Origin of the sequence: Micromonospora sp. NPDC049089 (genome assembly GCF_040648775.1) — a bacterium.
GTDB lineage: Bacteria > Actinomycetota > Actinomycetes > Mycobacteriales > Micromonosporaceae > Micromonospora.
In genome coordinates, this window is sequence record NZ_JBEZEH010000051.1 from 18,875 (window position 1) to 33,216 (window position 14,342).

The 14,342-nt window shown below is 70.4% G+C and carries 12 protein-coding genes; 4 read left to right on the top strand and 8 right to left on the bottom strand.

All coding sequences use genetic code 11. From position 1 onward, the window contains the following. Positions 1-3 precede the first annotated feature (3 nt). Complete coding sequence (locus AB0B48_RS11790; RefSeq protein WP_357199509.1) at positions 4-1,155, bottom strand: aminotransferase class I/II-fold pyridoxal phosphate-dependent enzyme; 1,152 nt, start codon at positions 1,153-1,155, stop codon at positions 4-6. 111 nt (positions 1,156-1,266) lie between these two features. Here AB0B48_RS11790 and AB0B48_RS11795 point away from each other — a divergent pair, with 111 nt between their 5' ends. Together AB0B48_RS11795 and AB0B48_RS11800 are read left to right on the top strand one after the other, a co-directional pair. Continuing rightward, positions 1,267-1,746: an Lrp/AsnC family transcriptional regulator gene (locus tag AB0B48_RS11795; protein WP_357199477.1), complete on the top strand. Its 480-nt coding sequence runs from the start codon at positions 1,267-1,269 to the stop codon at positions 1,744-1,746. 72 nt (positions 1,747-1,818) lie between these two features. Beyond that, the gene (locus AB0B48_RS11800; RefSeq protein ID WP_357199480.1) at positions 1,819-2,829 is read left to right on the top strand and encodes an LLM class flavin-dependent oxidoreductase; all 1,011 of its coding nucleotides are present in this window, start codon (positions 1,819-1,821) and stop codon (positions 2,827-2,829) included. Between the two features lie 201 nt (positions 2,830-3,030). On the opposite strand, the gene AB0B48_RS11805 is transcribed toward AB0B48_RS11800, so the two are convergent. Next, positions 3,031-5,292, bottom strand: a complete 2,262-nt coding sequence (locus tag AB0B48_RS11805; RefSeq protein WP_357199483.1) for a cellulose binding domain-containing protein — start codon at positions 5,290-5,292, stop codon at positions 3,031-3,033. A 414-nt stretch (positions 5,293-5,706) separates the two neighbouring features. Then, the gene (locus tag AB0B48_RS11810; RefSeq protein WP_357199486.1) at positions 5,707-6,090 is read right to left on the bottom strand and encodes a hypothetical protein; all 384 of its coding nucleotides are present in this window, start codon (positions 6,088-6,090) and stop codon (positions 5,707-5,709) included. Between the two features lie 204 nt (positions 6,091-6,294). Here AB0B48_RS11810 and AB0B48_RS11815 point away from each other — a divergent pair, with 204 nt between their 5' ends. Next, positions 6,295-7,719, top strand: a complete 1,425-nt coding sequence (locus AB0B48_RS11815; RefSeq protein WP_357199489.1) for a pyridoxal-dependent decarboxylase — start codon at positions 6,295-6,297, stop codon at positions 7,717-7,719. Positions 7,720-8,046: 327 nt separating this feature from the next. Here AB0B48_RS11815 and AB0B48_RS11820 read toward each other — a convergent pair whose 3' ends face one another. Then, on the bottom strand, positions 8,047-9,030 hold the full coding sequence (locus tag AB0B48_RS11820) for a sulfite exporter TauE/SafE family protein (protein ID WP_357199513.1): 984 nt from the start codon (positions 9,028-9,030) through the stop codon (positions 8,047-8,049). 124 nt (positions 9,031-9,154) lie between these two features. Continuing rightward, positions 9,155-9,619, bottom strand: coding sequence for an Rrf2 family transcriptional regulator (locus tag AB0B48_RS11825; RefSeq protein WP_355007608.1), 465 nt, complete (start codon positions 9,617-9,619; stop codon positions 9,155-9,157). 279 nt (positions 9,620-9,898) lie between these two features. On the opposite strand from AB0B48_RS11825, the gene AB0B48_RS11830 reads away from it, so the two are divergent. Then, a complete protein-coding gene (locus tag AB0B48_RS11830; RefSeq protein ID WP_355007609.1) occupies positions 9,899-10,567 on the top strand; it encodes a YceI family protein in 669 nt (222 codons plus the stop codon). 82 nt (positions 10,568-10,649) lie between these two features. Here the strand turns inward: AB0B48_RS11830 and AB0B48_RS11835 are convergent, their stop codons facing one another. From AB0B48_RS11835 to AB0B48_RS11845, 3 genes are all read right to left on the bottom strand, one after another. Beyond that, the gene (locus AB0B48_RS11835) at positions 10,650-11,534 is read right to left on the bottom strand and encodes an acyl-CoA thioesterase II (protein ID WP_357199493.1); all 885 of its coding nucleotides are present in this window, start codon (positions 11,532-11,534) and stop codon (positions 10,650-10,652) included. Beyond that, entirely contained in the window at positions 11,531-12,979 is a 1,449-nt protein-coding gene (gene pyk / locus AB0B48_RS11840; protein ID WP_357199496.1) for a pyruvate kinase, read from the bottom strand. The genes AB0B48_RS11835 and pyk overlap by 4 nt, the downstream gene beginning before the upstream one ends. Positions 12,980-13,249: 270 nt before the next feature. Beyond that, entirely contained in the window at positions 13,250-14,236 is a 987-nt protein-coding gene (locus tag AB0B48_RS11845; RefSeq protein WP_357199499.1) for a BBE domain-containing protein, read from the bottom strand. Between the last annotated feature and the right edge of the window lie 106 nt (positions 14,237-14,342).

The window sequence follows — 14,342 nt, forward strand, 5'->3', positions numbered from 1 at the left end:
CGGTCAGGCGATCGTGTCGAGGGCCTGGGCCAGGTCGGCGCGCAGGTCTTCGGGGTCTTCGAGGCCGACGGAGAGGCGCAGCAGCGCGGCGGCGGGTTTGGCGTCGCCTTCGACCGGCCGGTGGGTGAGGGAGGCGGGGTGCTGGATGAGGGTGTCGACGCCGCCGAGGGACACCGCGTGGGTGATGAGCCGGCAGGCACCGGCGACGGCGGCGGCGGCGGGCGCGCCGCCGCGTACCTCGAAGGCGAGCAGGCTGCCGGGTCCGGACATCTGCCGCCCGACCAGCGCCGCCGGGTCGTCCACCGAGGGGTGGTGCACCCGGTGTACGGCGGGGTGGTCGGCGAGCCAGCCGGCGAGTTTCTCGGCGGTTGCCTGTTGGGCGCGGACCCGCAGCGGCAGGGTTTGCAGGCCGCGGTGCAGCAGGTAGCCGCCGAGGGGGTGCAGGATCGCGCCGGTGACCGCGCGGACCTGGCGTAGGCGCACGGCCCAGGTGTCGTCGCAGGCGACGACGCCGGCGAGGACGTCGCCGTGTCCGCCGATGCTCTTGGTGGCGCTGTGCAGGACGAGGGTGGCGCCGTGCCGGGCGGGCTGTTGCAGGACGGGGGTGGCGACGGTGTTGTCGACAAGCAGTGGGATGTCGCCGGCCGCGGCGGCGAGGGCGGCGATGTCGACCAGGTCGAGGGTGGGGTTGGCGGGTGTCTCGACGATGACCAGTGCGGTGTCGGGGCGGATGGCGGCGGCGACCTCGTCGGGGCGCGTCCAGGTGACGGTGGTGCCGAGCAGGCCGGTGGCGAGGACGTGGTCGGTGCCGCCGTAGAGGGGTCGGACGGCGACGACGTGGCGGCGGTCGTCGCGGGTGGCGGCGAGCAGGGTGGCGGTGAGGGCGGCCATTCCGCTGGCGAAGGCGACGGCCTGGGTGGTGCCTTCCAGCTCGGCGAGGGCGGTTTCGAAGCGGGCGACGGTGGGGTTCCAGAGCCGTTGGTAGACGGCGCCGCCGTCGGCGGGGAGCGTGCCGCCGGTGGCGAGTTGCTCGTACGCGGCGCCGCCGTCGTCGACGGAGGGCAGCGGGTTGGTGGTTGACAGGTCGATGGGTGGTACGTGCACGCCGAGGGTGCGGAGGTCGTCGCGGCCGGCGTGTACGGCCCGGGTGTCCATCGGTGTCATGGTCGGTAGCGTCGAATATCTGCCGCCTGGTAGGCAATAGATTGGCATATCATTCTGCGAATCGGATTGGTTTCCGCGTTGGGTTCGGGCGAGGATGGTGTCATGCCCCTTGAACCGAATGATCTGCGGCCGTATTCGGCGGTGGACGAGGTGGACCGCGCGATCCTGACCGAGTTGGCGGCGGACGGTCGACTGCCGAACAATGCCCTCGCCGAGCGGGTGGGTGTGGCGCCGTCGACGTGCCTGACGCGTACCCGGGCGCTGCGTGAGCGCGGCGCGATCCGTGGTTTTCACGCCGAGGTGGATCCGGCGGCGCTCGGTCTGCCGTTGCAGGCGTTGGTGTCGGTGCGGTTGACAGCGCACGAGCGGGCGGCGGTGGACGGGTTCCGGGCGCGGTCGGTGCGGCTGCCGGGGGTGGTGTCGGTGTTCCACGTGGCCGGCGCGGAGGATTACGTGCTGCATGTGCGGGCGGCGTCCGGTGACGCGTTGCGGGACTTCGTGCTGGACCATCTGGCGGTGGACCCGGTGGTGCAGCACACGCAGACCAGTCTGATCTTCGAGCAGGCGCGCGGGATGGGCTGAGCGGTAGGTGAGGTGGGCGACGAAAACCCGCATGGTGGAACAAAGCCGGTCGGTGGCGGGTTGGCTGACCGTGTGATCACCGTACCGTTGTCTGTTCTTGATCTTGCCCCGGTCGCCAAGGGCACCACCGCTGGCGCGGCGTTGCAGGCCACCACCGAGCTGGCCCGCCGCACCGAGGAGTTGGGCTACCACCGGTTCTGGGTGGCCGAGCACCACAACATGCCGGCGATCGCCAGCTCCGCCCCCGCGGTGCTGCTGGCGCACCTGGCGGCGAACACCTCGACGATCCGGTTGGGCTCGGGTGGGGTGATGCTGCCCAACCACGCGCCGCTGGTGGTGGCCGAGCAGTTCGGCACCCTGGAGGCGTTGCACCCGGGTCGGATCGACCTGGGCATCGGGCGGGCGCCGGGCACCGACCAGGTGACCGCGCTGGCGTTGCGGCGCACCATGGAGGGCCTGTCGGCGGAGGGTTTCCCGCGCGAGCTGACGGACCTGATGAACTACTTCAGCGGGGAGAAGCCGGGGCAGATCATCGCCACGCCGGGTCGCGGTGAGCAGCCGGCCGTGTGGCTGTTGGGCTCCAGCGGTTTCAGCGCCCAGCTCGCCGGTCTGCTCGGTCTGCCGTTCTCCTTCGCGCACCACTTCAGCTCCCAGAACACCCTGCCGGCGTTGGCCCTGTACCGGCAGAACTTCCGGCCGTCGCAGTGGCTGGACAAGCCGTACGCGATGGTGGCGGTCAACGCGGTGTGCGCGGAGACCGACGAGCGGGCCGAGTGGTTGGCCGGGCCGAGCGCGCTGTCGTTCTTGAAGTTGCGCTCCGGGCGGCCGGAGCCGCTGTCCACGCCCGACGAGGCGGCGGCCTACCCGTACTCGGAGATCGAGCGGGAGTTCGTCGTGTCGCGCCGTGACGGCCAGGCGATGGGCTCGCCGGAGACGGTGCGTCGGCAGCTGACCGACCTGGTGGAGCGCACCGGCGCGGACGAGCTGATGCTGACCACGCTGGTGTACGACGTGCAGGACCGGGTGCGGTCGTATGAGTTGATCGCCGAGCAGGTGGCGGGCGGTCTACGCCGGGGCGCGTGAAACACGATCTTCACGTCAGCGTCACCCCGCCGACCCGGACGGTGCCTAATGTTGGTTCCGGTGGTGGTACGGCATTCCCGGTCGGGACGGGTTGGGAATGCCGCGGTGTGGCGCACCGGGCCGGAGCTGAGCGGATTCCGCGGCTGCGGCCCGGTGCCTGCCACCCTAGGCGACCCCGCTCGGGACCGCCAGGGTTTCTCATCAACGTAGGTGAATGTCCGGCGTGGGTGGCCTGTTCATTCCGTTGCCGATGAAGAACCCCGGGTGCGGCGGTTGGTTGTAGGCGGTGTTCTGCCACGCGATCGCCACCCGATACTGCGGGTCGTGCATCAGGGTGTAGATGCGGGTGCTGGTCGGGGTGGGTGTGCTGTAGATGCGCAGCGCCCGACTGTCGGTGGTCCGCCAGATCACCTCCTCGCGCCAGTCGCCCAGGATGTCGCCGGAGAGCGCCGGCGTGGACTTGGTGCCGTTGTTGGACGCCACCCCGCTGCCGTCGAGCAGCCGGGTCTCGCCGCCGGTGCCGTACTTGTCGATCTTCGTGCCGTCGAGCAGTTCCCGCACCGGGTCGCCGTCCCACCAGGCGAGGAAGTTGGCCGAGGACGGCTTGCGTCCCACGTTCTGCCCCCTGGTGTTGGCCAGTCCGGCGACCGCAGACGACCACGACTCCGCACCGGGGCTGCCGGCCCAGATGTCCGCGGAGACGCCCCGGCCGTTGTCACCGGACGCGGGAGTGGACCAGAGGACCTGACCGGTTCGGGCGTCGGCGAAGTACGAGCTGGGCTTGCTGGCGTCCTCGTCGACCTTGAACACCTCCAGGCCGGCGCGGCCCGGGTCAAGGTCCCCCACGTGCATGGCGTCGCCGTGACCGTTGCCGGTCGAGTGGAGCAGCCGGCCGTTGTCGTCGATGGTGGCGGCCCCGTACACGATCTCCTGGCGACCGTCGGCGTCGACGTCGGCCACCGAGAGCTGGTGGTTGCCCTGACCCGCGGCGGCGCCGTTGCCGGAGGAGTTCGAGTCGAACGTCCAGCGCTTGGTCAGCGTGCCGTTGCGGAAGTCCCAGGCGGCGATCACCGCGCGTGTGTAGTAACCCCGGGCCATGATCAGCGAGGGGCGCTGCCCGTCCAGGTACGCCGTGCCGGCGAGGAACCGGTCCACCCGGTTGCCGTACGAGTCGCCCCAGGACGACACGGTGCCGCGCGGCGGGTCGTAGCTGACGGTGGAGGCGACCGCGCCGGTCTGCCCGTTGAACATGGTCAGGTACTCCGGGCCACTGAGCACGTACCCGCTGGAGTTGCGGTAGTCCGCCGACGACGAACCGATGAGCTGACCGGTGCCGGAGCGGGTGCCGTCGGCGGTCTTCATGGCCACCTCGGCACGGCCGTCGCCGTCGTAGTCGTACACCTGGAACTGGGTGTAGTGGGCGCCGGCCCGGATGTTGCGGCCCAGGTCGATGCGCCACAACCGGGTGCCGGTGAGCGTGTACGCGTCGACGTAGACGTTGCCGGTGTAGCCGGACTGGGAGTTGTCCTTGGCGTTCGACGGGTCCCACTTGAGCACGATCTCGTAGCTGCCGTCGCCGTTGAGGTCACCCACCGAGGCGTCGTTGGCGCTGTACGAGTAGCCCTCCCCGCTCGGGGTGGTGCCCCCGGCCGGCACCTGCAACGGCACGTCCAGGTAGCCCGCGCCGAACTGCAACGCCGGCGCCGACGCCGCCTGCTCGACGCCGCCCACCACAGCCCGCACCGTGTACGCCGAGCCGGCCGCCGCACCGCTGTCGAGGTAGTTGGTGGCACCGGTGATCGGGGTGGCGTTGACCTTGGTGGTTCCCCGGTAGAGGTTGAACTCCACCCCGGTGGTCTCGGTGCCGAGCAGCCGCCAGGAGACCAGGTTGCCGCTGCCGGAGCGGACGCTGACCAGCCCTCGGTCCAGCTTCTCCATCTGCACCACGCCGGCCGACGGCGGAGGCGTGGTCGGGGGTGGGGTGGTGGGTGGAGGCGTGGTCGGGGGTGGGGTGGTGGGCGGCGGGGTGGTCGGCTCGTCGGTGGGTGGGGCTCCGGTGCAGGTGGCGCCGTTGAGCGCGAAGCTGCCCGGCACCGGGTTACTGCCGGTCCACGAACCGTTGAAGCCGAACGACGCGCTGCCGTTCGTGGCGATGGCGGTGTTGTGGTCGACATTGCGCGCGGTCACCTGGGCGCCGGACTGGGTGACGGCGGCGTTCCACGCCTGGGTGACCTGCTGGCCCGCGGCGTACGACCAGGTGACGGCCCACCCGTTGACCGGGTCGCCGAGGTTGGTGACTGTGACGTTGGCGCCGAAGCCGCCCTGCCACTGGTTGGTGATCTGATAGTCGACTCGGCAGCCGACGGCGGCGGCCGAGGCGACGACCGCGCCGAGGGTGCCGGCCACGACGGTGGCCGCCGTCGTGGCCGCGAGCAGGATCAGCCGATGTCTGGACGGGTGCATGCGCTGCCTCCGGGGATCCGGTGATGATCGCCACGACCCACCGGCCCTGCCCGGGAAGCACAGTGGACCAACCAACCGCGACGACGGCGGACGGCGATCTGATCGGGGTGGAACGCCCTGGAACTCACGGATCCGACTCACCGCGCATCGTATGGCAAGCGCTTTCCGAGACGCAACATCGATGCCTGTCACATCGTTGCACGTGGCGACTGCCGTTGGCGGGACGAGGGGCGTCCTGAGGAATCGACACGGACGAGCATGGGACCCAGCCCACCGCACAGAGAGTCGACTACAGTGCCAGGAAGTCGACCAGAATTGTCGACCGCCACATCAGCATATCTGATCAGAGCACACGCAAAGCCCGGCCCGCGGACACTTCATCCGTCGAGCCGGGCATCTTCTAAATCGCGTTAGTCAGCAGTTCTGATTGACGATGCGCGCGGAGTTGCCATCGGAGATCCGGATCCATTTGTAGGCGGCCGACGTCTGCAGCAAGTCACCGGTGTAACGGTAGTAGTTGCCGGTGCACTGCAAAGCGAACGTGTCAGTGTCCTTCTTGTACTTGGTGGACACTTCACCTGGCTTGAGCAGGTAAGTCTTGCCGCAGGAGCCAGTCCCGTCGCACCAGTCCGCGATAGACACCGGGTGTGCCGAATCATTGCGCACGACGCCACAGCCCGCGATTGAACAGTTGCCGGCCAGCGCCGGGCCAGCGCCGAAAAGTGACGCAGCAGCCACCGCCGCAGTCGTCAAGAACCCCGCCGTCACCAGCCGAGCAATCCCCCGATTTTTCGCCATTAGCTATTGCCTTCCTTCCATGAAACAAACCTTCTTGGACACCGAACCTAGCGTGAACTTTCTGCAAGGTCAACCGCCCGGCCATATCTTTGTCGGCGTTACAGGGGAGTGGCGATGGCGGATATGATGTGTTATGAGCATCGATCCGGCAGACCCCTTGTTTCGAGCACGCCAGCATGATCAACTGATCAGATGGCGCCACACATGGATCCCGACGAGTTCCGGCGCGCCGGCCACGCCGTCGTCGACTGGATCGCCGACTACTGGGCGACAGTGGAGCAACGACCGGTCGCCCCGGCCGACCCCCCGGGCACAGTGGCCGCCGCCCTGCCCAGCGAGCCCCCCACCACCGGCGGCGAACCGGTCGAGGCGATCCTCGCCGACCTTGACTCGATCGTCGTACCGGGGCTGACCCACTGGCAGCACCCGGGCTTCTTCGGCTACTTCCCTGCCAACACCTCCGGCCCGAGCGTGCTCGGCGACCTGGTCAGCTCCGGGCTTGGCGTACAGGGCATGCTCTGGGCCTCCAGCCCGGCCTGCACCGAACTGGAAACGGTGATGATGGACTGGCTGGCCCACCTGATGGACCTGCCACAGCGGTTCCGCTCCACCGGCGCCGGCGGTGGGGTCATCCAGGACTCGGCGTCCTCAGCGACGCTGGTCGCCACCCTGGCCGCACTGCACCGGGCCAGCGGCGGACGCTGGCGGCACACCGGCACCGACCGGCGCTACCGCGCCTACACCTCCATCCACGGGCACTCGTCCATCGAGAAGGCGGTGCGGATCGCCGGGCTGGGCAGCGACGGCACCCGGTCGGTCGAGGTGGACCCGGACACCGGGGCGATGCTGCCAGGCGCGTTGCGGGCCGCCATCGAAGCCGACCTGGCCGCCGGTGACGTACCGGCCATCGTGGTGGCGACCATCGGCACCACCTCCACCACCGCCATCGACCCGCTGCTGGAAATCGGAGCCATCTGCGCCGAGTACGGGATCTGGCTGCACGTGGACGCCGCGTACGCGGGCGCCGCCGCCGTCTGCCCCGAACTACGGTGGACGCACGCCGGCCTGGAGTACGCCGACTCCTACTGCTTCGACCCGCACAAGTGGCTGCTCACCGGCTTCGACTGCGACGCGTTCTGGGTGGCCGACCGGGCCGAACTGATCGAGGCGCTGACCGTACTGCCGGAGTTCCTGCGCAACGCGGCCTCAGAATCCGGCGCGGTGATCGACTACCGGGACTGGCAGGTGCCGCTCGGCCGGCGGTTCCGGTCCCTCAAGCTGTGGTTCGTGCTGCGCTGGTACGGCGCCGAAGGCCTGCGGGCGCACATCCGCTCCGGGGTGGCGCTGGCCGAACGGTTCGCCGAGCGAGTCCGCGCCGACGACCGGTTCGAGGTGGTCGCGGCGCACCCGTTCTCACTGGTCTGCTTCCGACTGCGGGCCGACGATGACACCAACGCGGCGTTGCTGGCCTCGGTGAACGCCACCGGACGCGTGCACCTCACGCACACCCGGGTCGCCGGCCGCTACACGCTGCGGCTGGCGGTCGGCTCGCCCCAGACCACCGAAGCGCACACCGACGAAGCCTGGACTTTGCTCTCCGAGACTGCCACCACCCTACTCACCCCCTGACCCGCCATCGCCCCAAGCGCTCCCCCGGCCACGCCGCGCGCCCACGCCAAGGTCTGCGCAACTTCGCCGATATTGCTGCCTCCGCCGCGCGAGAGGCAGCAACATCCGTGATGTTGTGCGGACCTTGGGGACGAACACCGTGCCCGACCAACCGGGGCCAGGATTGGGGCGCCCACCGCCGTCAAGGTCACGCTCGATCCTGGATGTAGTGGCCACGACGAGCTGGGATGCCACTACATCCAGGATGTTGCGCGATCTTGGTGAGTCAGTCGCGCCGATGACGACGTTCGAGCCGGCATCGGCGGGTGGACGGGCGCAACGCGCGGTTCAGCGTGGGGTGGGCGTACCCGTTGCGGCCAGATCGGCAGGGACCTCGCCGACGGATGCAGCGTCGGAGGCCTCGGCGGGAACACCGACAGCAACGGCGGGAGCGGCGGCGGCTTCGGCGCGGGCGCGGCGGGTACGGCGTAGGGCACGGACGGCCAACACCAGGGCGGCCAGCCAGCCGGCGGCCAGCAGGGCGTACAGGGCGGGGCGGGCCGGACCGTCCAGTTCGGCGGAGCGGATCAGGGTGCGGGCGTTGGTCAGCACGATCACGCCGCCGACTGCCGCGCCGAGCAGTTGGGCGGGAACGATTCGCACCAGCCAGGCGGCCAGCGGGGCGGCGATGAGGCCGCCGATGAGCAGTGCGGCGACGGTGGGGAGCAGGAATCCCTCCGAGCCCAGCCCGATCAGGAAGCCGATGCTGGCCGCGCCGGCCACGACGAACTCGGCGGTGTCCACGGAGCCGATCACCTTGCGGGGTTCCATGCGGCCGGAGACCAGCAGCGCGGGGGTGGCCACCGGGCCCCATCCGCCGCCGCCGGTCGCGTCGACGAAGCCGGCGACCAGGCCCAGGGGGCCGAGGAAACGACCGCGGAGCCGTCCGCCGACCCGGTCGGTGCGCAGTGGTCGGGCGAAGCGGATCAGGAGGTACGCGCCGAGCGTGAAGAGGATGCCGGCCATCCACGGTGCGGCGGCTTCGGTGGAGATGGAGCTGAGCACTGTGGCTCCGGCGAAGGCGCCGACAGCGCCGGGTAGGGCGATGCGGGTCACCACCCGCCAGTCGACGTTGCCGAACCGCCAGTGCGCCACCCCTGCGGCGAGCGTGGTGCCGATCTCGGCCAGGTGCACCGAGGCCGAGGCGGCGGCCGGGGCGACCCCGGCGACCAGCAGCAGAGTCGACGAGGTCAAGCCGTATGCCATGCCGAGCGAACCATCGATCAGTTGCGCGACGAGCCCGACCAGAGCGAGGACCAACAGCTTGCGCACGAGCGCCCCCAGACTTTTCGGCATCTCCTATCGACTTGGTCGACAATGCGGGATGGGGCAGCCAGGGTCAAGCCCCCGATCGGTGGATGGGACGCGGACGTGTGGCCGGGAGGCGAGCCGGCGCTCAGATCCAGGCGCGCGGGTCGGCGGCCAGCTCGGTGACCCGCGCGGGCAGGTTGCCGGCGGCGACGTCAGCGACGCTGACCAGTTCCAGGATCTCCCGCTCGCTTGCCCGTAGCGCGATCCAGACTTCCTGGAGGGCCTGCGCCGGGCCGTGGTAGCCGAGCTGCTCGGGGCGTTGCCCGCGTACGTGGGCGAGGGGCCCGTCGATCACCCGGATGACCTCGGCGAGGGAGATCTCCTCGGCGGGGCGGGCCAGCCAGTAGCCGCCCTCCGGGCCACGCTGGGCGTGCACGATGCCGCCCCGACGCAGTTGGAGAAGGATGCTCTCCAGGAACTTCGGCGGGATCTCCTGGGCGCGGGCGATCTGGTCGGCCGTCACCGGCCGGCCGCGCCCGGGGCCGCTGGCCGTCGCGGCGAGTTCGGCGGCCGCGCGGAGGGCGTAGTCGACCCGAGCGGAGAGGCGCATGTCGGCAAGGTTAGTCGCTGGTCAACCGGGCGGGCGGGCGACCCTCGGCCGATCGGCCACGCATCGATGGGAAGTAGCGCCGCTGGAACCCGGCCGGGACCGTTGGACGGCCGCCGGTCGGGACTGCTGAAGTCCGTCATGATCCACCGTGCGGTGGCGGCGGAAATGCCGTTCCGGAGCGTCCCTATGCTGGGCGTGAGTACGAATGTCTGGCCGTTTACCCGGCCGCCAGCAACATATTGATAAACACCCGGGTGCGCTCGGGGGGAAGGCAACACGATGACCGATATCGCCACACGCACCTGGGACGGCATGACCATCCCGGTGGCCGGCACCTATCTTCTCGATCAGGCGCACAAGCGGATCGGTTTTCTGTCCCGGCACATGATGGTCAGCCCGGTGCGCGGCGAGTTCGCCGAGGCCACGGCGGAGATCTTCGTGGCGGAGGACCCGCTGCTCTCCTCGGTGACGGCCACCATCATGTCGGCCAGCATCACCACCGGAAGTGTCGACCGGGACACGCATCTCAAGAGTGCCGACTTCCTCGACGTGGAGCGTTTTCCCACCCTCGAATATCGAAGCACCGGCATTAAGTGGCAGGGCAACGAGGACCCTATATTCCAGTGGGCGCGTCTGCGCAACCATCGGTTGGGCGGGCGAGGCCGAAGTCACATTGTTCCGCCGCAGTCCGACGGCATTCCCGGACGATTCGTCCTCACCGGTGAGTTGACAGTGAAGGGGATCACCCGGCCCGTCGACCTGGTGGTGAATTTTGGTGGTGCCCGTCAGGATCCGTACGGGCAGAACATCTTCGGATTCAGCGCGACGGCCGAGATGAACCGTGAGGACTACGGTCTGCTCTGGAATGTCGTCCTGGAGAGCGGCGGGGTGCTGGTCGGCAAGACGGTGCAGATCGAGATCGCCGGCGAGGCCATCTACCAGGCCTGAACCACGTCATCCCCGCCAGTTTCCTGGCGGGGACGAGCGACGGGATTGAGCGACAACCACCCGGCGAGGCCGAGCGACAGCCTCAGGCGCCGACGCGGCGCAGCAGACCCTCCTGGACGGCGCTGCCGATCTGCCGGCCGTCCGTGGTGAACATCCGGCCGGTGGCCAGCCCCCGCGCACCGGACGCCGACGGGCTCAGGCAGTCGTAGAGGAACCACTCGTCGGCCCGGAACGGCCGGTGGAACCACAGCGCGTGGTCCAGGCTCGCGCCGACCAACCCACCCGGCCCCCACACCTCGCCGTGCGCGGAGAGCACCGAGTCCAGCAGGGTGAGGTCCGAGGCGTAGGTGAGCGCGCAGGCGTGCAGCAGGGGGTCGTCGGGCAGTTTGCCGTCGATGCGCATCCAGACGCGCTGGTGCGGGTCGGCGGGCCGGTCACCGGGGCGGACCCAACCGGGCTCACCCACGTAGCGCACATCGATCGGTCGTGGGATCTGGCCCCAGATGCCCAGCCGCTCCGGGTAGCGGGAGAGCCGGTCGGCCATCGTCGGCACGTCCTGCGGCGGGGGTACGTCCAGCGGGGCCGCGACCTGGTGGTCCAAGCCCTCCTCGGCCCGCTGGAACGACGCCGACATGAAGAAGATCGGCTTGCCGTGCTGGAGGGCCACCGCGCGGCGGACCGAGAAGGACCGGCCGTCGCGGATGTTCTCCACCTCGTACGCGATCGGTTCGACCGGGTCGCCGGGGCGGACGAAGTAACCGTGCAGCGAGTGCACGAACCGCTCCGGGTCGACGGTGCGGCCGGCGGCGACCAGTGCCTGACCGGCGACCTGGCCGCCGTACACCCGTTGTGGGCCGACCTGGGGGCTCATCCCCCGGAAGGTCATCTCGCCGGTCGGGTCGAGGTCCAGCACCTCCAGCAGCTGGTCAACCGCCGCCTGGCCGACCGCGACCCGACCGTCGCTCACTGCAGGGCCCGAGCCGACGCGGCGTCGACCAGCGAGCCGAGCTGGTGTACGCGCAGCGTGTTGGTCGAACCGGGGGTGCCGGGCGGGCTACCCGCCACGATGACCACGTAGTCACCGGGGTTGGCCCGGTCGAGGCCGAGCAGCGCCTGGTCGACCTGGCGGAACATGTCGTCGGTGTGCTGCACGAACGGCATCAGGAAGGTCTCCACGCCCCAGGTGAGGGCGAGCTGGTCGCGCACCTCGGGGACCGGTGTGAAGGCCAGCAGCGGCAGGTCGCAGTGCAGGCGGGACAGCCGTCGCACGGTGTCGCCGGTCTGCGAGAACGCGACGAGCGCCTTGGCATTGATGGCCCGGGCGATCGACGAGGCGGCCACAGTGAGGGCGCCACCGTGGGTACGCGGGTCGTGCTGAAGGCGCGGCACCCCGATGGAACCGGCTTCGGTGGTCGTCACGATCTTGGCCATGGTGCTGACGGTGAGCACCGGATACTTGCCGACGCTGGTCTCGCCGGAGAGCATGACCGCGTCCGCGCCGTCGAGCACCGCGTTGGCGACGTCGGAGGCCTCCGCGCGGGTGGGGCGGGAGTTCTCGATCATGGAGTCGAGCATCTGGGTGGCCACGATGACGGGCTTGGCGTTCTCCCGGCACAGCTGCACGGCGCGCTTCTGCACCAGCGGGACCTCGTCCAGCGGCATCTCGACACCGAGGTCACCGCGGGCGACCATGACGCCGTCGAAGGCCAGCACGATGGCCTCCAGGTGCTCGACCGCCTCCGGCTTCTCGACCTTGGCGAGCACCGGCCGGAACACGCCTTCCTCGGCCATGATTCCGTGCACGAGCTTGATGTCCTCGGCCGAGCGGACGAAGGAGAGCGCCACCAGGTCGACACCGAGACCGAGGGAGAAGCGCAGGTCCTCGGCGTCCTTGTCCGACATGGCGGGCACGCTGACCGCCACGTTGGGCAGCGACACGCCCTTGTTGTTGGAGACCGGGCCGCCCTCGGTGACGAGGCAGCGGATGTCGTTGCCGGTGACGTCGGTGACCTCGACGGCGACCCGACCGTCGTCGATCAGCAGGCGGTCACCGGGCTTCACCTCCTGCGGCAGCTTGCGGTAGGTGCAGGAGACCCGCTCCTTGGTGCCGAGGACGTCGTCGCCGGTGATGACGACGGTGTCACCGGTGCGCCACTCGTGGGGGCCGTCGGCGAACCGACCGAGCCGGATCTTGGGGCCCTGCAGGTCGGCGAGGACGGCGACCGGCTTTCCCGTTGCCTCCGACGCCTCCCGGACCAGTCGGTAGACCGCCTCGTGGTCGGCGTGACTGCCGTGGCTGAAGTTGAGCCTCGCCACGTTCATGCCGGCCTCGACAAGACCCCGGATGCGCTCCGGGGACGAGGTGGCGGGACCCAGAGTGCAGACGATCTTTACGCGGCGTGTCACGCCCATCAGGCTAGTCTCTCCTTCAGGTCGGACTCGGGGCCGACCCCTTGCAGGCAGCGGAACAGTTGTCCAACGACGCGCGGCGCGCGTCGGGCCGGCGGGCGGAACCGCACCGGGAACGTTGTGGCGACGGGCATCAGCGACCGCGCGCCGGGAATCGTACGCCTCCGTCGGCGTGCGCTGTCGGGGTGCTCCCGGCGGCGGCTCATTCCGGGTGCCCCGGGGAGGGCAGGCGGCGGCTCGTTCCGGGTACCTCGGGATACCGCGGGCGGCTGCTCATTCGGGGTGCTCCGGGGGTGGCAGGGTGGGCACCGCGTGCAGCAGGTGGCGGGGGTCGTAGCGGCGCTTGGCCCGGCGCAGCCGTGCCCAGTTCGCGCCGTAGGCGAGCCGGACCCGGTCGGTCTCCTCCGGGGCGAGCAGGTTGGGGTACCCGCCGGGCAGGGCGTGCGGGGCGAGCGCCGCGGAGGTCCGCTCGGCCCACTCGCGGTGCGGACCGGCGTCGTCGCCGGGCGCCCACACCGCGATGATCTCGGCCATCAGGTGATCGGCCCGCAGCCCGAACGCCGTGTCGGCGGATCGGACCCGGGTGGCCGCGCCGTGGAAGTGGTGCACGGCCAGCGCGGAGAACGGCGAGGTGACCTGCCGGGCCGCGTCGACGAGCGTGTCCACAGCGCCGTCGGTGAGCGCGGGCAACCACCGGGTCCGCAGCAGGTAGTGGTTGCCGTCGACCATCCCACCGTCGAACATCCGCAGCGCGTCCGCGTACGGCATCGGGCCGATCTGGTCGACCAGCGGGGTGCCCAGCGCGCGCAGCCGGTCCATCCACGGCGCCCCGGCGTCCAGGTCGGAGCCGCTGTAGAACGGGCAGACGAAGATCACCGGCTCGCCGGCCGGGCCGGGCAGGAAGCCGGCCATCACGGTCAGCTCATCCGGAGCCTCGGCGACCAGCGCGCCATAGCCGCGCAGCACGGCCGGCGCCTCGGAGAGCGCGAACATGATCATCCCGGCCAGCACGCCGGGCAGCCGGTGCGCGCGGAAGCGCAGCTCGGTGACGATGCCGAGGTTGCCACCGCCGCCCCGCAACGCCCAGTACAGCTCGGCGTCGTGCCGGGAGTCGGCGGTGACGCGGCGGCCGTCGGCGAGAACCACCTCCGCGCCCAGCAGGTTGTCCAGGGCCAGACCGAACCTGCCACACAGCGGGCCGTACCCGCCGGCGAGGGTGAGCCCGGCCATCCCCACGGCGCCGACCACGCCGGTGGGCACCACCAGGTCGTACTCGCGGGAGGGCTTCCTCTACGTCGAGGCGCGCACCACCGAGGGGCAGCAGGAGGACCCGATCGTCGGGATGCAGCTGGAGAACGACTCGGGG